Consider the following 21,220-nt stretch of genomic DNA (forward strand, 5'->3'; position numbering starts at 1 on the left):
TCGTCCATGGTCTGCGAGGTCAGGATGAATCATCCATTGAGGAGTGTCAATATAACGTCGAGCGTCTGATGTTACCCCCGGGTAGGGGTGGTCGGGCCTGACCGGTCCATGCCCGCACTCGTGCCGATCGAGTGCTGGGCCTGGCTGTCACCGCAGATCGAGGATTGCGGACCCGCATCCAAACATCTATCTTCATACGTGTGATGTTTCCTCGATGTCAAGGAAATGTTTGCACCATAAAAACGCAAGTTCTTCAGCAAGCTGCGAAAGTGCGTCACTCAGCGCGTCGAACGGCCTACCGGCGGCTGTGCTGACCTCGTCGATGACTACTATCTGTAAGGGCTATCGGGATGTCAGATCCACCACCGGCACCGCTGCTGGCCCTGCGGGGCATCGGCAAGTCGTTCCTCGGTGTACGCGTCCTCGAGGGCGTCGACCTCGACGTCGCGCCGGGCGAGGTGCACGCCGTCGTCGGTGAGAACGGCGCCGGGAAGTCGACGCTCATGAAGATCGTCTCGGGCGGGTACGCCCCGGACGAGGGCACCGTCGAGTTCGCCGGCCAACCGCGCGCGTTCCACGGCCCCCGTGATGCCCAGCGCGCCGGCGTCGGCATCATCCACCAGGAATTCAACCTGCTGCCCGAGCGCACCGTCGCGGAGAACGTCTACCTGGGCCACGAACCGGTCCGGCGTGGGTTGGTCGACCGCCGCGCGATGCTCGACCGCACCCGCGAACTGCTCACCTCGATCGGCGAGACCGCCCTGCCGGCCGACGCCCGGGTCGGGCGGCTCGGCGTCGCCCAGCAGCAGGTCGTCGAGATCGCCAAGGCGCTCGCCCTGGACGCGCGACTGCTCATCATGGACGAGCCGACGGCGGCCCTCGCGGACCAGGAGGTCGAACTGCTCTACGGGCTGGTGCGCCGCCTCCAGGAGCGCGGGATCGGTCTGCTGTACGTGTCGCACCGGCTCACCGAGGTCTTCGACCTGTCCAGCCGGATCACCGTGCTCAAGGACGGTCGCCGGGTGACCACGGTGGACACCGCGAGCACGACCGCCGACGAGCTGGTCCGGCACATGGTCGGCCGCGAGCTGTCCAGCTACTACCCCGAGCGGGCCGGCCCCGACGACCGTGGGCCGGTACGGCTCACCGTCCGCGACGGGGGTAACCGCAAGCTGCGGGGAGTGAACCTCGAGTTGCGCGCCGGCGAGGTGCTCGGCGTCGGCGGCCTACAGGGCTCCGGACGATCCGCGCTCGCCCGGGCGCTCTTCGGCGTGGCACCGCTCACGACGGGCGCCGTCGAATTGGATGGCGAACCGGTGCGGCTGCGCTCGCCGCGCGCTGCCATGCGGGCCGGCATCGCGTACGTCACCGAGGACCGCAAGGGCGAGGGCATCGTGGCACGGCAATCGGTGCTCGACAACGCGCTGCTGGCCAGCCGGGCCGCCTTCGCGACACGGTCCGGTCGCGCCGCCCGCACGGCACGGGTACGCGAGCTGCTCGCCGCCGTGGAGGTCCGCGCGGCCGGCGACGACCAGGAGATCCGCTTCCTCTCCGGCGGCAACCAGCAGAAGGTGGTGCTGGCCCGGTGGCTGGCGCTGAGCCCGCGCATCCTGATCTTCGACGAGCCGACCCGGGGCATCGACGTGGGGGCGAAATCCGCCATCCACGACCTCGTCCGCCGCCTCGCCAGCGACGGCGCGGCGGTGCTGATGATCTCCTCGGAGCTGCCGGAGCTGCTCGGTATGAGCGACCGGATCGTCGTCCTGCGCGACGGTCGGATCGCGGGCGAACTGCCCGCCGGCGCGACCGAGGAGGACGTCGTCGCCCTGGCCGTCGGCACCGTCCGAGAGGTTGCCTCATGACCGCCCTGTCGCTGCGTCCGGCCCGCCGTGCCGTGCCGGGCGTGTACGTGGCCCTTGCCCTCACCCTCGTGGTCGGCTGGCTGATCGTCATGCTCGACGGTGGTCAGCTCTTCAACCAGTCGACGACGGTGAGCCTGCTGCACGTCGCCGCCGGCCTCGGGCTCGTCGCCGTCGGGCAGACCCTGGTCATCCTCGGTGGATCGCTCGACCTCTCCGTGGCGTTCGTGATCAGCCTCAGCACCCTGGTGGCGGCCGAGGCGATGAACGGCAGCGACGGCGCCCTGCTTCCGGCGATCGGGCTGGCGCTCGCGGTCAGCGCCGGCGTGGGACTGCTCAACGGGCTGCTCGTCACCAAGCTGCGGATCAACGCGTTCATCGCGACCCTCGGCGTCGGACTGCTGCTCAAGGGCTACCTCGACAACGGCTACGACGGCCCGGCCGGCGAGAGCGCGCCCGCTCTCGTCCGGACGCTCGGCTACCAGCGGATCGGCCCGGTGCCGGTGTCCTTCCTGCTGCTGCTCGCGGTGACCGCGGCGGCCTGGTTCGCCCTCTCGCGTACCCGGTTCGGCCACCACCTGGTCGCCGTCGGGGGCGATCCGGAGGTCGCCCGGCTCTCCGGCGTCCGCAACGACCGGGTCCTTGTCACGGCCCACGTGCTGTGCTCCCTCTGTGCCGGGCTGGCCGGCGTCTATCTGGCCAGCCGGCTCGGCTCCGGCGCCCCACGGGTGGGCACCGAAGGGCTCTACGACCTGGAGTCCATTGCCGCGGTGGTCCTCGGTGGCACCGCCCTCGCGGGCGGGCGCGGGGGCGTCCTCGGCACGATCGGCGGCGTGCTGCTGCTCGCCAGCATCGACGCGGTCTTCAACCAGCTCGAGGTCGACGCGTTCTTCAAGCAGGTGATCCGTGGCGTGATCATCATCGCCGCGGTCGCCGTCTACGCCCGACGGGCCATGCGAAAGGCGGGGTCCTGACCATGCGGGTCGCCGAGCGTCGTCCGCTCACCCTCCGGATCCGCCCCGACGGGATCGCGCCGATCGCCGCGCTCCTGGCGGTGCTGCTGATCATCATCGCGTTCGTCCAACCCGACTTCCTCGCCCCCGGGTCGCTGATGTCGTTCCTGGGTCGCTCCGCGCCGATCATCCTGCTCGCCGCCGGCCAGTACTTCGTGATCGTCAGCGGCGAGTTCGACCTCTCGGTGGGCTCCCTGGTCACGGCGCAGGTCGTCGTGGCCGCCCGCCTCATCGACAGCGACCCGTCGCGCACCTGGCCGGTGGTCGCGTTGCTGCTCGTCGGCGGCGCGTTCGTCGGGCTGGTCAACGGTCTGGTCACCACGGTGCTGCGGGTGCCGTCCTTCATCACCACCCTGGGCATGTTCCTGATCCTCGTCGGCGCTGTCTACCTGTGGTCCGACGGCGCACCGAAGGGCGGCCTCTCCGAGGAGTTCCGCCGGTTCGGCCGACGGGCCATCGAGGACGTGCCGCTGCTCGGCCGGATCCCGTACGCGCTGCTCGTGCTGGTGGTCGTCGCCGCGATCGCCGTGGTGCTGACGCGTTCGGACTTCGGCCGGACGCTCGTCGCCGTCGGGGACAATCCGCGCACCGCCGAGTTGAGCGGCGTACGCGTGAATCTCACCAAGACGATCGCGTTCGTGCTCAGCGGTGTCGCGGCGGCGGTCGCGGCGATCCTGCTCGGCGGGTACAGCGGTGTGTCGTTCCAGGCCGGCGTCGGCCTGGAGTTCGCCGCGATCACCGCCGTCGTGCTCGGCGGGGTCGCCCTCGGCGGCGGTCGCGGTTCGGTCGTCGGGGCGATGCTCGGTGCGCTGACCCTCGAGACGCTCTTCGCGCTGATGAACTTCACCGGCGTCTCCGGTGCCCTCAGATCGACCGTCCAGGGCGTGATCATCCTGCTCGCCGTGGCGGTCTCGGCTTCGCGTTCCTCCTCCTCAAGATAAAGGTGATTCGATGAGACGATCCATGACCGCCCTGGCCGCGGCCGGTGTGCTGACGCTGGCCGCCGCCGGGTGTGCCACGGACGAGCCGACCGCGTCCCCGTCCGGCAGCGCGTCCGCCGCTGCGGGGTCCGGCACCGGGGAGCAGTCCAAGTTCTTCGTGCAGGCCGACTACGACAACGAGCTGGCGTTGCTCGACGCCGCCCCGACGGGCCCGGCGGACAAGCCGTGGGAGCAGGTGCTCAACCCCAAGATGGTGGACACCGCCAAGTTCAAGAAGGCCGGTCCGCACAAGATCTGCTTCTCGAACGCGGCGCTGAACAACCCGTGGCGGCAGGTCGGGTTCAAGACCATGCAGGCCGAGGTCGAGGCGCAGAAGTCCCGCATCAGCGAGTTCGTGCACGTCGACGCCGAGGGCAAGGACCAGAAGCAGATCGCCGACATCAACGATCTGCTCGGCAAGAGCTGCGACGCGCTCATCGTGTCGCCGAACACCACCGCCACGCTCACCCCGGCCGTCGAGGCCGCCTGCAAGGCCGGCCTGCCGGTGGTCGTCTTCGACCGGGGCGTCAACACGACCTGCCCGGTGACGTTCATCAACCCGGTGGGCGGCTACGGCTTCGGCCACGTCGGCGCGGAGTTCGTCAGCCAGAAGATGAAGCCCGGCGGCAAGCTGCTGGCGCTGCGCATCCTGCCCGGCGTCGATGTGCTGGAGACCCGCTGGTCGGCCGCGAAGATCGCGCTGGACAAGGCGAAGGTCGACGTCGTGGGCGTGGAGTTCACCGACGGCGACCCCGCCAAGACCAAGAAGATCGTGAACGACTACATCCAGCGGTACGGCACGATCGACGGGGTCTGGATGGACGCCGGAGCGGTCGCCGTGGCGGCGGTCGAGGCGTTCCAGGACGCCGGCAAGCCCGTGCCGCCGATGAACGGCGAGGACCAGCTCGACTTCCTGAAGCTCTGGAAGGACAAGCAGCTCACCGCCATCGCGCCGACCTACCCGACGTACCAGTGGCGGACGCCGGTCATCGCCGCTCTGGACATCCTCGACGGTAAGCAGGTGTCCAGCCCGTGGAAGCTGCCGCAGCCCACGATCACCCAGGACAACCTGGACCAGTACCTCGACGCGAGCATGCCGCCGCTGCACTACGCGATGTGCGGCTGCCGTGACCTGCCCGGCTACCCCCAGCGCTGGAAGTAGGTTGCGGTGTACGCCATTGGCGTCAACCCCTGGGTGTGGGCCTCGCCGGTCGACGACGAGGCTCTCGCCCGGTTGATCCCGCGGATCGCCTCGTTCGGATTCGACGCGGTCGAACTGCCGATCGAGCAGCCCGGCGACTGGGATCCCGTCCGCACGCGGGACCTGCTGGCCGAGCACGGCCTCGCTGCGGCCGGGGTCTGCGCGGTCACCCCGCCCGGGCGGGACCTGGTGGACACCACGCCGGCCGTCGTCGAGTCGACCGTCGCGTACCTCATGGGGTGTGTGGCGAGCGCGGCGGCGGTCGGCGCGCCCTGCGTCGGCGGTCCGGTGTACGCGGCCGTCGGGCGCACCTGGCGGATGTCGGCGGCGGCCCGCGCCGCCTGCTACGCCGACTTCCGGCGGGCGCTCGCGCCGGTCGCGGACCGGGCCGGCGAGTGCGGCGTGAGCATCGGTGTCGAGGCGTTGAACCGCTACGAGACGAGCGTGGTCAACACCGTCGAGCAGACGATCGAGGCGATCGACGGTCTGCCCGACAGCGTCGGCATCATGATCGATACGTACCACATGAACATCGAGGAGGCAGACCCCTACGCGGCCCTCGCGCTGGCCGGTCCGCACATCAAGCACGTCCAGGTCAGTGGCACCGATCGGGGCGCTCCCGGCGCGGACCACTTCGACTGGCCCCGCTTCTTCTCCGTCCTGCGGGGCACCGGCTACCGGGGCGCGGTCTGCATCGAGTCGTTCACGGCCGACAACGCGACCATCGCCACCGCGGCGTCGATCTGGCGGCCCCTGGCCCCCACCCAGGACCGCCTCGCCGTCGACGGCCTGCACCACCTCCGCAAGGTCGTCGCCTGACCGGGCGCCGGCACGCCCATGTTGTTAGCGCTAACCCCACCACCCCACCTCTACCCCCCAGGAGACCGTCCCGTGTCCGTCTCATCCATCTCCGTGGCGCGCCGGCTTCTCGCCGGCGCCGCCACGGCGGCACTGACCGCTCTGGTCGCCGTCACCGCCTCGGCCACACCGGCCGCCGCGGCGACCACCACCCTCTACGCGTCCCCGTCCGGCGGCGGTAGCACCTGCTCCGCCAGCCAGCCGTGCTCGCTGGCCGGCGCCCAGGCCGCCGTCCGGACGCTCAACAGCTCCATGTCCGGCGACATCGTCGTGGAACTGGCCGACGGCGTGTACCGGCTCACCTCGCCGCTGCGGCTGACCGCCGCCGACTCCGGCTCAGGCGGCTACCAGGTGATCTGGCGGGCGGCCGCCTCGGCCCGCCCGACGATCAGCGGCGCGCGGGCGGTCACCGGCTGGTCGCTCGTCGACTCCGCGAAGAACATCTGGCGGGCCAGCGTCCCCGCCGGGCTGGACAGCCGTCAGCTCTACGTCAACGGCGCCATCGCCACCCGGGCGCGTACCGCCGTCAACCGCGCCGACTTCACCTTCACCACGAGCGGCATGCGGTTCAGCAACAGCGCGCTGAGCTACCTGAACAACGTCGGTAACCAGAGCCGGGTGGAGGTGGAGAGCGTCGGCTCGTTCACCGACCGGTACTCGCCCGTGCAGAGCATCAGCGGAAACTTCCTGACGATGCAGCAGCCGGCCTGGAACAACAACACGTTCGGCTTCGACACCCTGTCCCGTCCGCACCGGGCCGGGCCGTTCTACCTGGCCAACGCGTACGAGTTCCTCGACTCGGCGGGGGAGTGGTATCTCAACCCGGGCAGTGGGCAGCTCAACTACATCCCGCTCGCCGGGCAGAACATGAACAGCGTCAGCGTGGAGCTGCCGCAGCTCCAGTCGCTGGTCAACGTGGGCGGCACGTACGACGCGCCCGCGCACCACATCTCGTTCAGCGGCATCACCTTCACCGGCACGAGCTGGCTCGGCCCGAGCAGCAGCAACGGCTTCGCCGACCAGCAGACCGGCGCGCACATCGTCGGCACCTGGGCCCGCCCGTCCGACGCGTTGACCTCCTGCCAGGAGGGCTGCCCGCTGTTCGAGGCCACCCGGCCGAGCTGGGCCCAGATGCCCGCGGCCGTGCAGGTGTCGGCCGCCAACACCATCTCCTTCAGCGACTCGCAGTTCGTCAACCTGGGTCAGACGGCCATCGGCATCGGCAACGACGCCAACGCCCACGCGAGCGGCGTCGGCCTGGGCACCAGCAACATCACGGTCACCCGCTCCGAGATCGCCCGCAACTCGGCCGGCGGCATCGTGGTCGGCGGCGTGCGCGCCGACGCCCACCACCCCGGCGACCAGCGGATGGTCAACCGGAACGTCACCATCAGCAACAACCGGGTGCACGACCTGGGCGTGGAGTACCGGGGCGTGGTGTCGATCCTGACCACCTACGTCAGCACCTCGTTGGTCTCGCAGAACGAGGTCTACAACATGCCGTACACCGGGCTGTCGGTCGGCTACGGCTGGGGCGCCAACGACGCCGGTGGCAGCCAGCACTACGCCAACCGGGGCCTCTACAACTACCAGCCGCGCTACTCCACGGCCACGACCGCGTCGAACAACCAGGTCATCGGCAACTACGTGCACGACGTGATGCAGCAGATGACCGACGGCGGGTGCATCTACACGCTCTCGGCGAACCCGGGCGGGACCATCAACCAGAATTACTGCCTGCGAACCAACGGCTGGTTCGGGCTCTACTTCGACGAGGGCTCGCGCTACTACACCGCCCGCAACAACGTGTTCTCCTCCACCGGCACCTGGGCTACCGCGAACTACTACTACGCGGAGAACATGGGCAACTTCACCGTCACCAACAACTGGTCGACCAACGGCAGCACCAACGTGACGAACGGCGACCGGGGCAACGTGGTCAACAGCAACGTCACGGTCTCCAACGGAAACTGGCCGTCGGGCGCGCAGTCCGTGATCGCGGCAGCCGGCGTCCAGAGCGGCGGCAACACCAACCCGCAGAGTGGGCAGATCGTGGGCGTCCAGTCGGGTCGCTGCGCCGAGATCGGCGGATCCGTCACCACCAACGGCACGCAGGCCCAGCTCTGGGACTGCATCAGCGGAGCAACCAACCAGCGGTGGACGGTGACCGCCAGCCGGCAGCTCATGGTGTACGGCAACAAGTGCCTGGACGCTTCCGGTGCCGGCACCGTCAACGGCACCAAGGTGGTGATCTGGGACTGCAACGGCCAGGCCAACCAGCAGTGGAACGTCAACGCCAACGGCACGATCACCGGCGTGCAGTCGGGCCTCTGCCTGGACGCGAACGGCGCCGCGACGGCGAACGGCACGAAGCTCATCCTCTGGTCGTGCAACGGCGGCACCAACCAGCAGTGGCAGTTGCGCGGCTGAGCCAGGGCCCGCCCCGGCAGGCGGTCCCCGTCGGTCACCCGAGACCGACGGGGGCTGCCCCTGCACGTCGACGGCCGGCCCGAGCTTCGACCGGCGGGAACTGGCAAGACGTCAAAACATAGAACTAGTTGAATTCGACGAAACGGCTCCGTAATATGACCGGCGTCCGCTGTTAACGCTAACAGTGGTCGCGCACACGACGGTGCCCGCCTCATCCGGGTTGCCGTCCCCCGTGGATGGCACTACCGAAAGGACGCTCCCGAATGAAGCGATTCCGAGCCCGTCACTGGGGGCGGGCAGCGGCGGCCGGGCTTCTCGTGGCCGCCGCCCTCGTGGGCCTGCGGGCTCCCGGGGCCCAGGCGCTGGAGAACGGCGTCGCCCGGACACCCCCGATGGGGTGGAACAGCTGGAACTCCTTCGGTTGCAACATCAACGAAGGGCTGATCCGGCAGACCGCCGACGCGATGGTCAGCAACGGAATGCGCGATCTGGGCTACCAGTACGTCGTGGTCGACGACTGCTGGTTCAACCCGAACCGCGACAGCTCCGGCAACCTCCAGGGCGACCCGACCCGCTTCCCGAGCGGGATGAAGGCGCTCGGCGACTACCTGCACGCCCGGGGGCTGAAGTTCGGCCTCTACCAGGTGCCGGTGGACAAGACCTGCGCCCAGTACTTCAACAGCTATCCGGGCGCGACCGGCAGCCAGGGTCACGAGGCGCAGGACGCCCGACAGTTCGCCGCCTGGGGCGTCGACTTCCTCAAGTACGACTGGTGCTCGCCGAACGGCAGCATCAACGACCAGGTCACCACGTTCGCGAAGATGCGCGACGCGCTGGCCGCGACCGGCCGGCCGATCGTCTACAGCATCAACTCCAACAGCATCCACGCCAAGACCGGCCCGCAGCGCAACTGGGGCGACGTGGCGAACATGTGGCGCACCACCGAGGACATCACCAACGCGTGGGACACCGGGCAGACCAACGGCTACCCGATGGGCATCCAGAACATCATCAACGTGACCGTGCCGCTGGCCTCGTACGCGCGCCCGGGTGGATTCAACGACCCGGACATGATGGAGGTCGGCCGGGGCGGTATGAACGACACCGAGATGCGCAGCCACTTCGCGATGTGGGCGATGATGGCGTCGCCGTTGATCGCCGGCAACGACGTCCGCAACATGAACGCCGCGACGCAGACGATCCTCAAGAACGCCAACCTGATCGGCATCAACCAGGACGCCCTGGGCTTGCAGGCCGGCCAGGTGTCGTTCGACGGCACCCGTCGCGTGCTGGCCAAGCGGCTGGCCAACGGTGACGTCGCGGTCGCGCTGTTCAACCAGAGCGGTTCGACGACGACGATCTCCACGACGGCCGCCGCCGTCGGCAAGTCCGGCAGCTCCTTCACCCTGGTGGACGCCTGGAACAACACCACCAGCACGAGCACCGGCTCCATCTCCGCCAGCGTCCCGGCGCACGGCACGGTGGTGTACCGGGTCAGTGGCGGCGACACCAGCACCCCGCCGCCGACCACGCCGCCGCCGACCACCACCCCGCCGCCGACGACCTCCTTCGCGTTGGCGAGCGTTGCCTCCGGCCGCTGCCTGGACGTCCCGCAGAGCAACACCACCAACGGCACCCAGCCGGTGATCTGGGACTGCAACGGGGCCGCCAACCAGCGGTGGACGGCCAACGGACAGACCCTCCAGGCGCTCGGCAAGTGTCTGGACGCGCCCACCAACGCCAGCGCCGGCAGCAAGGTCCAGATCTGGGACTGCAACGGCGGCGCCAACCAACGGTGGACGTTCAACTCGAACGGCACGATCAGCGGAGCGTCGTCGGGCCTCTGTCTCGACGTCAACAACAACGCGACCGCCAACGGCACCACGGTGCTCCTCTGGACCTGCACCGGGGCCTCCAACCAACGCTGGACCCGGCGCTAGCCACACCGCGCTGACAGCTCGACAGGTCCGGTCCGGGGCGGCACGGCCCCGGACCGGACCTGTCGTCGTCCGGCCCCGTCGAGCCGGGCGCGGGCGTGTGCCGGTGCGGGCCCGCCCGCGCAGGGAGCGCCCGGATCAGGCGGCGGGAGGCGCGAGGGACCGGCGTCGGCGCAGCGGCATCGCGACGAGCGACCGCTCGGCGGCCCCGCTGTCCAGGAGCAGTTCCACCGCGCGCCTCCCCATCTGCTCGTGCGGTAGCGCGGTGGTCGCGAGGCTGGGACGTAGCCAGGCGGCGATCGGATCGTCGTCGAACGAGATCACCGAGATGTCGTCCGGGACGGTCAGGCCCGCCTCGCCGAGTGCCTGGTAGGCGCCGAACGCCAGCCGGTCGTTCATGCAGATGATGGCGCTTGGTCGTTGGGTTCGGTTCAGCAGGGCGCGCGTGGCGGCGTAACCGTGTTCGGGCAGCCACTCGGTGCAGAAGGACTCCGCCAGGAGGGTGACGCCCGCGTCGCTCAGCGCCTGCTGGATGCCGTGCAGGCGGGCCCGGGCGGCGAGGGAGATCTCCTGGTCGCCCTCCTTGATCCGGTTGCGGCCGATGAGCGCGATGGCGTCGCGGTGACCGTACTCCAGCAGGGCGGTGGCGACCGCGCGACCGGCCCGGTCGTCGTCGGGAAGCACGCAGGGCAGGTTGTCCGAGCTGGTGGCGTTGAGCAGCACCACCGGGCCGCCGAGGATGGCGGGGGGCACCGTGAGCCGCCGGGTGGCCATCGCCGCGTAGATCACCCCGTCGACCTGCCGGTCGAGCATGGCCTCGATGGCGTACTGCTCGAAGGTGGCATCGCCCTGCGTCTCGGTGATGAGCAGCACGTGGTCGCGTTCCCGGGCCGCGTCGAGCGCGCCGCGGATGAGGCCGCCGGCGAAGCGGGTGGTGGCGACGATGTCGGAGACGAACGCGATGGTCGCGGTCTTGCGGGTACGCAGGCTGCGTGCGGCCAGGTTGGGCCGGTAGCCCAGCTCCTCGGCGGCGGCGAACACGCGTTGGTGTGCCTCGGCCGAGAGCCGGGTGCCCTCCCTGCCGTTCAGCACCATCGACGCGGCGGTCTTGGACAGCCCGGCCCGCCGTGCGACGTCGGCCAGGGTTGCTCTGTTGCGGCCCATCTGTCCTCCGAATCAGGCGCGGCGCCACGGGCTCCCGCTCCCGCCCATCATGATGCGTCGGCGCACGGAGCCCGGCCCCGGTCGGGTCGGGCGTGGTGTGAACCCGATGTTTCCGGACCGTTGCCAGGTTGTCCTTGACAGCCTCCGGTGTCACGCGCATGCTCTGCTAAATCAGTTTAGCGGCCACTTTTGGCGCGTCGGTAGACGCCGTCGGTCGCCTGCTGAGTCGGTACGCGAGCGCGGCGGCGCGAGGTGGTCACGGTGTACGTGTCGTGGCGGCTCGCCCGTCGCGAAGGTCCCGGTGGAGCCGTCGCGCGGCCGTGGGTCGTGGGACGCGCGGAGGAAACATAGGAGTCATGACATGGCACAAACGCTGACGACATTCCCGCGACGCGGCGCGCTGGTCCTCGGACCGCTGCTGGTGCTGGGGCTCGCCGCCACGGCGTGCAGCGCGCCCGGAGCCGACCGGTCGTCGACCGCCGGGCCCGATGCCGCCGTCAAGACGGACCTGGGCACCGGGCCGGTCACCCTCCAGATGTACGCGGAGACCGGCTTTCCGCTGGCCAAGGCGCTGGCTGACGAGTTCTCCAAGCAGCACCCGAACGTCACGTTCAACATCCGCGAGGACCAGTTCACGGTCATCGTGGAGAACGCCCCCCGCGTGATGGCCTCGGACAACGCGCCCGACATCATCCGGCTCCCCACGATGGTCGACCTCGTGAAGGACGACCTGCTCAAGAACCTCGACCCGTACGTCACCGCGTACGGCTGGGACAAGTTCCCCGCCTCGCAGCTCGTGCAGTTGCGCGTCGGCGACGAGACGCGGGGCGTCGGATCGCTCTACGGCATGGGGCTCGGCTACAGCGTCACCGGCGTCTTCTACAACAAGAAGCTGGCCGCCCAGGTCGGCATGACCCAGCCGCCGGCCACGGTCGCGGAGTTCCAGCAGGTGCTGGCGAAGGCGAAGACCAGCGGGGTCCAGCCGATCATGCAGTTCAACAAGAACACCGCGGGCATCAACTTCCCGCACCAGGCGCTGCAGAACCAGTTCGGCGACCCGGCCCAGGTGGCGGACTGGATCTTCCAGAAGCCGGGAGCCACCTTCGACACGCCGGCCGCGCTGAAGGCCACCCAGACCATCCAGAAGTGGGCGCAGGCCGGCTACTTCACCAAGGACGCCAACGCCCTGGACTACGCGGGCATGGTCGGGCAGTTCCAGAAGGGGAACGGTCTGTTCATGTTCAACGGCGACTGGGAGTCGGCGAACCTCGACAAGACGATGGCCGGCAACGTGGGCTTCTTCCTGTTCCCCGGCGAGGCCGCCGGCGCCAAGCACGTGGCGATGTCCGCCCCCAACACCTTCGGGGTCTCCGCCAAGGCCAAGAACCCGGACGCCGCCGCGTTCTTCCTCAACTGGGTCCACACCAACGCCAAGGCGCGAGAGATCGCCGTGACGGTCGGCGGGTCCAGCCCGGGTGGCCCGAGCGACCTTCCGGTGCCGGCCGCCGCCCCGAACACCGTGCTGGCCGAGACCCTCAAGGCGGCGCAGCAGCTCGGGGCCGAGAACGGCGCGGTCGACTTCACCGCGAACGCGACCGGTGGCATCTTCGCCGCCGCGATCACGCCCGAGATGCAGAAGCTGGTCGCCGGCCAGCAGACGCCCGAGGGGTACGTCAAGGCGGTCCAGGCCGAGTACGAGAAGGAACTGTCCCGATGACGTCTGCCCTCGGCAGCGCACCACCAGGGCGGGACGGCCGGGCGTCGTCCGTGGATCGTCCCGCTCGTCCCGCCTCCGCGCGGGCCCACCGACGCCGGTGGGCCCGCGCGGCCGGGACCGGCTGGTTGTTCGTCCTGCCCGCCTTCGTGATGTACGCGGTCTTCGTCCTGCGGCCCCTCGCCCTGACCGTCCAGTACTCGCTCTACGACTGGAACGGGATCGGGGTCGCCCGCTGGGCCGGCCTGGACAACTACGTCACGGTCTTCACCGACAGCGACCTACTGAAGATCATCTCCAACGCGATCATCCTGATCGTCTTCTTCAGCCTCATCCCGGTCGCGCTCGGGTTGCTGGTGGCGAGCGTGGTCCGCCGGATCACCACCGGCGCGTTCGGCACCGTGGTCCGGACGATCCTGTTCCTGCCCCAGGTCATTCCCCTGGTGGCGGCCGGCATCGCGTGGAGTTGGCTGCTCTCGACCAACGGTCTGGTCAACCAGGTGCTGCGCGCCGTCGGGCTCGGTGGCCTGGCCCGCGCCTGGCTGGGCGACTTCGACACCGCGCTGCCCGCCGTCGGGGTGATCGGGGCGTGGGTCCTGCTCGGCCTCTGCACGATCCTGCTGGTGACCGGCATGAGCAAGATCGATCCGGCGCTCTACGAGGCCGCCCGGCTGGACGGCGCGGGGCCGGTCCGCGAGTTCCTCGCGGTGACCCTGCCCAGCCTGCGTCAGGAGATCGGGGTCTGCCTGACCGTCACGAGCATCGCCGCGTTGGCCAGCTTCGACATCGTCTACATCTCCACCAGCGGCGGACCGGGCCTGCAGACCACCGTCCCCGGTCTGGAGATCTACCGGCTGGCCTTCTCGCAGCGTCAGGTGGGGTTGGCCTCGGCGCTCGCCGTCGTACTGATGGTCCTGGTACTGGCGTTCGTGCTGCCGATCCAGCGACTCACCCGGGGGGAGAAGCCGTGAACCTGAGCCGACGTGAGCAGCTGACCGGTCGGGTTTTCCTGATCGCCCTGATCCTCGTGACCCTGCTGCCGTTCGTGAGCATGCTCTCGGCCGCCCTGCAACCGCGCGGCACCGTGCCCGACGGTCTGGCCTGGCCGTCGGACCCGCAGTGGGGCAACTTCGCCGACGCGTTCACCGCCGCCAACATGGGCGCGCTGCTGCGCTCCAGCCTGCTCATCGTGGCGGGCGTCGTACCGGTGTCCGTGCTCATCGCCACCATGGCCGGTTTCGGGCTCGGTCAGTTGCGGGTGCCCGGCGGCCGGCTCGTCTTCGGTCTGCTGCTGCTCGGCCTCACGCTGCCCTTCGAGGCCGTCGTCACCCCGCTCTACTACCAGATGCAGGACCTCGGCCTGCTCAACACCCGGTGGGCCATCATCCTGCCGCTGATCGGCCTCTACATGCCGTTCGCGGTGTTCTGGATGCGCGCCCACTTCACCAACGTGCCGGTCGAGCTGTCCGAGGCCGCCCGGGTGGACGGCAGCAGCACCTGGCAGCTGTTCTGGCGGGTCCATGTGCCGCTGGCCCGACCGGCCATCGCCTCGCTGACGATCCTGATGTTCCTCTGGACGTGGAACCAGTTCCTGCTCGCGATCGTGCTGGTCGACGACGCCACCAAACGCACGATGGCCGGAGCGCTCGGCGCGTTTCAGGGCCAGTGGGGCACCGACCTGGTGCTGCTGTGCGCTGGCTCGCTGCTGATCCTCACCCCTACCCTCATCGTGTTCCTGATCTTCCAGCGACAGTTCATCAAGGCCCTGATCCAGGGCTCACTGAAGGGATAGGCAGTGGCCACGCAGCCGCAGATCCACGGCGACGTCGACGAGCGCTACGGGCGCGTCGCCGACGCGTTCCGCGACAACTTCACCCTCCGCGGTGAGGTCGGCGCCGCGGTCACCCTCTACGTGCGCGGCCGCAAGGTCGTCGACCTGTACGGCGGGCTGGCCGACTCCCGCACCGGGCGGCCCTGGACGGCGCACACGCCGGTCGTCGTCTTCTCGTGCACCAAGGGGATCCTGGCGATCTGCGCGTACCTGCTCGCCCAGCAGGGACGCCTCGACCTCGACGCGCCCGTGACGCGTTACTGGCCGGAGTTCGGCCAGCACGGCAAGGCGGACATTCCCGTACGGTGGCTGCTCACCCACCAGTCCGGCCTGCCGGCGCTGGACCGGCCGCTGACCCTCGACGAGGTGCTCGCGTGGGACCCGGTCATCGCGGCGATCGAGGCGCAGACCCCCCTGTGGGAACCGGGTACGGCGCACAGCTACCACTCGATGACCTACGGGTGGCTCGTCGGCGAGGTCATCCACCGGGTCACCGGTCAGCTTCCCGGCGCGTACTTCCGCGACACCGTCGCCGGCCCGCTGGGACTGCGTACCTGGCTCGGGCTGCCCGCCGCCGAGCGCGACGACGTGGCCTGGGATCTGGCCCCACCACCGGACGCCGATCCCTTCGTCGACCCGGTCGCCGAGCGGGGGATCACCATGGGCGGCGCGTTCGCCTTCCCCGCCGACGCCGACGGTCTGGTCAGCTTCAACGACCCGGACATCCAGGCGGCCGGCATTCCGGGCGCGGGAGCGGTGAGCACCGCGGACGGCCTCGCCCGCCTCTACGCGGCCTGCGTGTCCGACGTGGGCGGCGGGCCCCTGCTCACCGGGGCGTCGGTCGACGACGCGGTCGTCGTCCGCTCGCGGGGCCAGCAACGGCACGGCCCGCCCGACACCGGCCAGCGCTGGGGCACCGGTTTCCTGCTGCACTCCGAGCCGGCCCGGCCGCTGCTGGGGGAGCGCAGCTTCGGCCACGACGGCGCCGGCGGCAATCTCGCCTTCGCCGACGCGTACCACGAGGTGGGTTTCGGCTACGTGGTCAACCAGATGTACGGCGCGGGCGACGAGCGCGCCAACCGGCTCACCGCCGCCGTCCGCTCCTGCCTCGACGCCTGAGGCGGGGTAGGCGTACCCCCATGACGGCGAGCACCCCCGGGGCGCGCGGTGGTCCGCGCGGCCCCGGGGGCGCTCAGGGGGTGAGCTGAGAGGGGACGGGTCAGCTCGCGGTGCAGGTCGGAGTGGCGGACGGGCCGGCGCCGGTGCCCTGGAAACCGAACTCCGTGCTGCCGCCCGCGCCGATCTGGCCGTTGTAGTCGACGTTGCGGAAGTCCACCGCACCCGAGGAGCCGCTGGCCTGCGCGCTCCAGGTGTTGGTGACGGCGGCGCCCGAGGGCAGCGTGATCCGGACCGACCAGCCCCGCACGGCCGTCGAGCCGGCGTTGACCTTGACCGTCGCGACGAAGCCACCGTTCCAGGAGTTCAGCGACACCGAGGCGGTGCACCCGCTACCGGTGGGCGGAGGAGTGGTCGGCGGCGGCGTCGTGGGCGGGGGAGTGGTCGGCGGTGGAGTGGTCGGCGGAGGGGTGGTCGGCGGCGGCGTGGTCGGGGTGCCGGTGCCCGCGTTGAGGGCGTTGAGGACGGAGGTGTACGCCGCCTTCTTGTTGCCCGACCGGTCGAACAGCAGCGGGTTGTCGTTGCTGCGCCACGAGTCGCTGTCCCGGACCCCCCACACCGTGATGCCGGTGCAGCGGGGGATGGCCATGCAGGCCCGGGTCACTTGGGCGTAGGCGTTGGCCTGGTTGGAGCCCTGGGCGATGTCCAGCTCGGTGATCTGGACGTCGACCCCGAGGTCGGCGAAGCGCTGCAGGTTGGCCTGGTAGTCGCCCGGCACCGAGGTGCCGAGGTGGGACTGGAAGCCGACGCAGTCGATCGGCACGCCGCGGGACTTGAAGTCGCGGACCATGTTGTAGATGCCGGTGGACTTGGCGTTGATGCCGTCGGTGTTGTAGTCGTTGTAGCAGAGCTTGGCGCCCGGGTCGGCGGCGCGGGCGGCGCGGAACGCTACTTCGATCCAGTCGTTGCCGGTGCGCTGCAGGTTCGAGTCGCGTCGCCCGCCGGAGCCGCCGTCGGCGAACGCCTCGTTCACCACGTCCCACGCGTAGATCTTGCCGCGGTAGTGGGTGGCGACCTGGGTGACGTGGTTGATGGCGGCGTTGCGCAGCGCGGTGCCGGACATGCCCTGCGCCCAACCCGGCTGCTGCTGGTACCAGAGCAGCGTGTGGCCGCGCACGATCATGCCGTGCGACTGGGCGTGGGCGACGATCTGGTCCCCGCCGCTGTAGTTGAACCGGCCCTGCTGCGGCTCGGTGGCGTCCCACTTCATCTCGTTCTCGGGAGTGAGCTGGTTGAACTCCCGGTTCACGATGCCAGCGAACTGACTGTCGGACAGCTTGAAGGCGGGTACCGCGGCGCCGTAGTAGCGGCCCTTCTCGGCCGCCGAGGCGCCCAGCGTGGTGCCGGCGTTGGCGGTCGAGGTCACCGCCACCGTCGCGGCGACCGCCGCGAGGGTGGCCGCGAGCGGCACCAGCACCCGACGGCCCCGGAACCGGGGTCGCGGTGCGCTTTCGTCGGGGATCTTGTCCATGGTCCTGCCTTTCGACAAATGGTGGCGGCGGAGTCGAGGTCGGCCTGCCCGACCGGCGAGGGACTGCCGGGGGCCGTACGGGCGGGATTCGGCGGTGCCCGGGACGGCCGACGGGTCGACAACGGTGCTGTCTGCGGGGCGGACGTCACGATGGACAGCCGCGTGCGTGGACGCGGGAATGACGTAACGCCGGACAGGTGTGGCTCGGACAGATCACCGGCCGTCGACCGGGTCGTGGGACCCGATGCCCTTCGAGGTGCCGGTGGTTCCGAACGGGAGGGACGTGCCCTCGACTCCTTGGCGGAACATAGCATGTTATCGATAACATGCTCAAGGCGGCCGGTGGCCGTGCGGCAGACGCCTCCGCTGACCACATTGGCGGCCCTCCCGGACCGGACCCGGTCGGCGGGTCTTTTGGTCGGACGTATCGTGCCCGAGGTGCGAATAACGATGCCACAACATGCCGGTAAGACCTTGGCAACACGAGTGTGACCATGGCAAGGTAACGCCTGATCATTGCAAACATCTGATCTATCGTGCGGGCATTGCGGGGCGTGGCCCGTGCGTGACTTCCTGGGGAGGTCCGGTTGCGAGCGAGAGCGTCAATCACCGGCGGCGGCGCGTGCCGAGCCGGGCGAGACACAGTGGACGACGGCCGGGCCCGGCGATGAGTGCCGTCGAGGCGACCGATCAGGCCCACGGCGGCGCGCTCAACGACTGGTTGCGCGAGCGGATCTCGCACGCGCTGTCCGAGTTCACCGCCGCGACCGCGCTCGTCGTCCTGTTCGTCGCGTTGAGCTTCGCCAGTCCCTACTTCCTGACGGCGGACAACCTGTTCAACATCGGCGCGCAGACCGCGGTGATCGCCATCATCGCCGCCGCGCAGACGATGGTCATCATCACCAAGGGCATCGACCTGTCGGTCGGCTCGGTCGCCGCGCTCGCCGGCGTGGCGGGCGCGATGGTCGTACGGGACCTGGGTTTTCCGCTCCTCGCGGCCACGGCGGTCGCGATCGGTGTCGGCGCCCTGGCGGGACTGCTGAACGGGTTGCTGGTCACCGTCGCCCGGATCCCCCCGTTCATCGCGACGCTGGGCACGATGTCGGTCGGGCGGGGCCTGGTCTTCATCATCACCGGCGCGGTCGGCGTCTACGGGCTGCCCAAGTCGTTCCAGCTGCTCGGCAACGGAGAGATCATCGGCATTCCGTTCGCCGTCGTGATCACCGCCCTGGTCGCCGTCGGGGTGGCCTTCCTGCTCTCGCAGACCCGCTTCGGGCAGTACACCTACGCGATGGGTTCCAACCTGGAGGCGGCCCGCCGCTCGGGCATCCCGGTGGGTCGCTACCTGACCTACGTGTACGTCCTGGCGGGTGTCCTGGTCGGCCTCGGCGGCATGATCGCCGCCTCCCGGGTCAACTCCGGGCAGCCGAACTACGGAATCTCGCTGGAACTCGACGTCATCGCCGCCGCGGTCATCGGCGGCGCCAGCCTGTTCGGCGGGCAGGGCCGCATCGTCGGGACCATCATCGGCGCCTTCCTCATCGCCCTGGTCCGCAACGGCGCCGTCCTGCTCGACATCAGCATCCACTACCAGCAGGTGATCGTCGGCCTGATCATCTGGGCTGCCGTCTACTTCGACCAGTACCGCCGTCGGCGGCTGGAGTCACGGGGCTGATCTGCCGTTCCCGCAGCTCACCAGAGGAAGGACGCACACCATGGCACACACCACCATCCGCCGACGTCCACGGGGTCACCTCCTGCGCGCGCAGGCCATCCTCGCCGCCGCCGCGGCGGCCGCGCTGCTCAGCGCCTGCGGCGGAGTCGAGGTCCGCGACGGAGGCGACGGCGCGACCAAGGACGCCTCCGGGCCGCTGAAGCTCGCCGTCGTACCCAAGGCCGTCGGGGCCGACTACTGGAACACGGTGAAGGCGGGCGCCGAGTGCGCCGCGCAGCGCGCCGGCAACGTCACCGTCCAGTGGGACGGGGTGACCACCGAGACCGACGTGGAGGGTCAGGTCAACCTGATCCAGAACTTCGTCACCAAGAAGGTCGACGGGATCGTCTACGCGGCCACCGACTCCCGCGCCTTGGCGCCGGCCACCGACCAGGCGATCGGCGCGAACATCCCGGTCGCGATGATCGACTCGGGCACCAGCCCGCAGCCGTCGAGCGTGCCGCTCTTCGCCACCGACAACAAGGCGTCGGCCGTCGAGGCGGCCAAGCTGCTCGCCACCGAGCTGGGCCCCGGTAACCACGACGTGGCGCTGGTGGAGTTCCAGCCGGGCTCGCAGACCAACACCGAGCGGGTCGACGGCTTCAAGGAGGGCCTCAAGCAGTTCCCCAACCTCAAGCTGGTCGGCCAGCAGCCCAGCCGCAGCGACGTCAACGAGGCGCGGCGGGTCACCGAGAACATCCTCACCGCGAACCCCAACCTCGCCGGCATCTTCGCCGCAAACGAGCCGAGCGTGCTCGGCGCGGCGCAGGCCATCCAGGCGGCGGGCAAGTCCGGCAAGGTGGTCATCATCGGTTGGGACGCCGCCCCGGACGAGATCGCCGGACTGCGTAACGGCCAGATCTCCGCGCTGGTCGTGCAGAATCCCTTCAAGATGGGCTACTTCGGCGTCGACAAGATGGTCAAGCACCTCCGGGACAAGGCGCCGCTGGCGTCGGCGGACACCGGCGTCACCTTCGTCACCAAGAAGAACATCGACTCGCCGGAGATCAAGGCGGTGCTCGAGCCCAGCTGCGCCAACCCCCCGGTGCAGTGATGGCGACGACCTCCGCGCCGACGACCGACAACGACCAGCGGCGGTCTCCCGAGGAGCCGCCGGTGCTCGAAGCCCGGGGGATCGTCAAGCGGTTCGGCCACGTCGAGGCGCTGCGCGGCGCCGACTTCACGGTCCACCGGGGCGAGGTCGTCGCCCTCATCGGTGACAACGGCGCCGGCAAGAGCACGCTGGTCAAGACGCTCTCCGGCGTGCACGCGCCGGACGAGGGCGAGATCCGGATAGGTGGTCGTCCCGTTCAGTTCGGGACTCCGGTGGACGCCCGGCGCGCGGGGGTGGAGACCGTCTACCAGGATCTCGCGGTCGCCGACGACCTCAGCGTCGCCGCCAACCTCTACCTCGGGCGGGAGATCCTGCGGTCCGGGCCGCTCGGTCGGCTGGGCCTGCTCGACAAGCGCGCCATGCGCCACGGCGCCGCCGCGGCCCTCGACGAGTTGGGCGTACGGATCCCACGGGTCACCACGCCGATCGCGATGCTGTCCGGCGGGCAGCGGCAGTGCGTCGCGGTCGCGCGGGCGATCATCTGGGCGACGAACGTGGTCATCCTCGACGAGCCCACCGCGGCGCTGGGCGTCGTGCAGACCGAGCGGGTGCTCGACGTGGTGCGGCGGGCGCGTGAGGCGGGCATGTCGGTGGTGCTGGTGAGTCACAACATGCCGCAGGTTCTGGAGATCGCCGACCGGGTGGAGGTGCTGCGTCTCGGCCGGCGGGCGGCTCGGCTGCGCGCCGACGAGGTCAGCACCGACGATCTGGTCGCGGCGATGACCGGAAGCAAGAGCGACGAGCGGTGACAGGGGTCG

The 21,220-nt window shown here is 70.0% G+C and carries 16 protein-coding genes; 14 read left to right on the forward strand and 2 right to left on the reverse strand.

What is annotated here, in order from left to right; genetic code table 11:
- The first annotated feature begins 350 nt into the window (after positions 1–350).
- From ACQP0N_RS13750 to ACQP0N_RS13780, 7 genes are all read left to right on the forward strand, one after another.
- On the forward strand, positions 351–1,862 hold the full coding sequence (locus tag ACQP0N_RS13750; RefSeq protein WP_433120517.1) for a sugar ABC transporter ATP-binding protein: 1,512 nt from the start codon (positions 351–353) through the stop codon (positions 1,860–1,862).
- The gene (locus ACQP0N_RS13755) at positions 1,859–2,833 is read left to right on the forward strand and encodes an ABC transporter permease (protein WP_355050060.1); all 975 of its coding nucleotides are present in this window, start codon (positions 1,859–1,861) and stop codon (positions 2,831–2,833) included. The genes ACQP0N_RS13750 and ACQP0N_RS13755 overlap by 4 nt, the downstream gene beginning before the upstream one ends.
- Before the next feature lie 2 nt (positions 2,834–2,835).
- Positions 2,836–3,813 (forward strand): ABC transporter permease, encoded by a 978-nt coding sequence (locus ACQP0N_RS13760; protein ID WP_433120519.1) that lies wholly within the window; start codon positions 2,836–2,838, stop codon positions 3,811–3,813.
- Positions 3,814–3,823: 10 nt separating this feature from the next.
- Positions 3,824–5,014 (forward strand): substrate-binding domain-containing protein, encoded by a 1,191-nt coding sequence (locus ACQP0N_RS13765; RefSeq protein WP_433120521.1) that lies wholly within the window; start codon positions 3,824–3,826, stop codon positions 5,012–5,014.
- Between the two features lie 6 nt (positions 5,015–5,020).
- Entirely contained in the window at positions 5,021–5,872 is an 852-nt protein-coding gene (locus ACQP0N_RS13770) for a sugar phosphate isomerase/epimerase family protein (protein ID WP_433120523.1), read from the forward strand.
- Between the two features lie 72 nt (positions 5,873–5,944).
- Positions 5,945–8,341: a ricin-type beta-trefoil lectin domain protein gene (locus ACQP0N_RS13775; RefSeq protein WP_433120525.1), complete on the forward strand. Its 2,397-nt coding sequence runs from the start codon at positions 5,945–5,947 to the stop codon at positions 8,339–8,341.
- A 263-nt stretch (positions 8,342–8,604) separates the two neighbouring features.
- Entirely contained in the window at positions 8,605–10,281 is a 1,677-nt protein-coding gene (locus ACQP0N_RS13780) for a glycoside hydrolase family 27 protein (RefSeq protein ID WP_433120527.1), read from the forward strand.
- A gap of 135 nt (positions 10,282–10,416) precedes the next feature.
- Here ACQP0N_RS13780 and ACQP0N_RS13785 read toward each other — a convergent pair whose 3' ends face one another.
- The gene (locus ACQP0N_RS13785; protein WP_433120529.1) at positions 10,417–11,442 is read right to left on the reverse strand and encodes a LacI family DNA-binding transcriptional regulator; all 1,026 of its coding nucleotides are present in this window, start codon (positions 11,440–11,442) and stop codon (positions 10,417–10,419) included.
- Positions 11,443–11,803: 361 nt separating this feature from the next.
- On the opposite strand from ACQP0N_RS13785, the gene ACQP0N_RS13790 reads away from it, so the two are divergent.
- From ACQP0N_RS13790 to ACQP0N_RS13805, 4 genes are read left to right on the forward strand one after another with little or no spacing between them, the layout of a single operon-like run.
- The gene (locus tag ACQP0N_RS13790) at positions 11,804–13,159 is read left to right on the forward strand and encodes an ABC transporter substrate-binding protein (RefSeq protein WP_433120531.1); all 1,356 of its coding nucleotides are present in this window, start codon (positions 11,804–11,806) and stop codon (positions 13,157–13,159) included.
- A complete protein-coding gene (locus ACQP0N_RS13795; RefSeq protein ID WP_433120533.1) occupies positions 13,156–14,127 on the forward strand; it encodes a carbohydrate ABC transporter permease in 972 nt (323 codons plus the stop codon). Before ACQP0N_RS13790 ends, ACQP0N_RS13795 begins: the two co-directional genes overlap by 4 nt.
- Entirely contained in the window at positions 14,124–14,948 is an 825-nt protein-coding gene (locus ACQP0N_RS13800) for a carbohydrate ABC transporter permease (protein ID WP_433120535.1), read from the forward strand. The genes ACQP0N_RS13795 and ACQP0N_RS13800 overlap by 4 nt, the downstream gene beginning before the upstream one ends.
- A 3-nt stretch (positions 14,949–14,951) precedes the next feature.
- On the forward strand, positions 14,952–16,106 hold the full coding sequence (locus ACQP0N_RS13805) for a serine hydrolase domain-containing protein (RefSeq protein WP_433120537.1): 1,155 nt from the start codon (positions 14,952–14,954) through the stop codon (positions 16,104–16,106).
- Positions 16,107–16,206: 100 nt separating this feature from the next.
- Here the strand turns inward: ACQP0N_RS13805 and ACQP0N_RS13810 are convergent, their stop codons facing one another.
- Positions 16,207–17,634, reverse strand: coding sequence for an endo-1,4-beta-xylanase (locus ACQP0N_RS13810; protein WP_433120539.1), 1,428 nt, complete (start codon positions 17,632–17,634; stop codon positions 16,207–16,209).
- Between the two features lie 667 nt (positions 17,635–18,301).
- Between ACQP0N_RS13810 and ACQP0N_RS13815 the strand changes: the two genes are divergently transcribed.
- Genes ACQP0N_RS13815 through ACQP0N_RS13825 form a run of 3 tightly spaced genes read left to right on the forward strand, consistent with a single transcriptional unit; the run spans position 18,302 to position 21,211 of the window.
- Positions 18,302–19,309 (forward strand): ABC transporter permease, encoded by a 1,008-nt coding sequence (locus tag ACQP0N_RS13815; protein WP_433120541.1) that lies wholly within the window; start codon positions 18,302–18,304, stop codon positions 19,307–19,309.
- A 40-nt stretch (positions 19,310–19,349) separates the two neighbouring features.
- Positions 19,350–20,402, forward strand: coding sequence for an ABC transporter substrate-binding protein (locus tag ACQP0N_RS13820; protein ID WP_355050047.1), 1,053 nt, complete (start codon positions 19,350–19,352; stop codon positions 20,400–20,402).
- Entirely contained in the window at positions 20,402–21,211 is an 810-nt protein-coding gene (locus ACQP0N_RS13825) for an ATP-binding cassette domain-containing protein (protein WP_433120543.1), read from the forward strand. The genes ACQP0N_RS13820 and ACQP0N_RS13825 overlap by 1 nt, the downstream gene beginning before the upstream one ends.
- Positions 21,212–21,220 lie beyond the last annotated feature (9 nt).

The sequence above is a fragment of the Micromonospora sp. CA-246542 genome, from assembly GCF_050942905.1.
In the GTDB taxonomy this organism is placed as follows: Bacteria; Actinomycetota; Actinomycetes; order Mycobacteriales; family Micromonosporaceae; genus Micromonospora.